Source organism: Rhodosalinus halophilus (assembly GCF_003298775.1).
Taxonomy (GTDB): Bacteria; Pseudomonadota; Alphaproteobacteria; order Rhodobacterales; family Rhodobacteraceae; genus Rhodosalinus; species Rhodosalinus halophilus.
This window is the reverse complement of the sequence record NZ_QNTQ01000048.1, coordinates 1-462: the sequence shown is the minus strand read 5'-3', so window position 1 is coordinate 462 and position 462 is coordinate 1. Positions and strand designations below refer to the sequence as shown.

Below are 462 nucleotides of genomic sequence, written 5' to 3'. Positions count from 1 at the left end.
AAGAATATAATAATAAATATACAAATCAACTTAAGTCATCAGAAAAATTACATAATATAATTCAGCCTATATGATACACAGAAGAATAAGCAATTAACTGCTTAAAATTCCTTTGATTATAACATCCAAAAACTCCAAAAAATAATCTAACCACTACTATCATATAAATCACATAAGAAATAAAAATTCTCATAATTATCAAAGGAATTAATTTTTGAAAAGATATTAATATAAAACAAGACATTCACGATAAACCAGAACAAACCGAAGGAAACCAAAAAAAAAAAGGACCTGCACCAATCTTATAACCCAATAATAAACAAACAACAAAATCTACTCACTCCTTATTTAAATAAAAACATCTTATTAAAACAGCTGATCCTATTCTTTGAATAAAAAAATACTTCAAACAAGACTCAATCTTTAATATACTTCTTTCTTTATATATTAATATAATAAAAA

Annotated in this window: 1 protein-coding gene; it reads right to left on the bottom strand. The window is 22.9% G+C overall.

What is annotated here, in order from left to right:
- Window positions 1-61 precede the first annotated feature (61 nt).
- A complete protein-coding gene (locus DRV85_RS19805) occupies window positions 62-244 on the bottom strand; it encodes a proton-conducting transporter transmembrane domain-containing protein (RefSeq protein WP_101335831.1) in 183 nt (60 codons plus the stop codon).
- Window positions 245-462 lie beyond the last annotated feature (218 nt).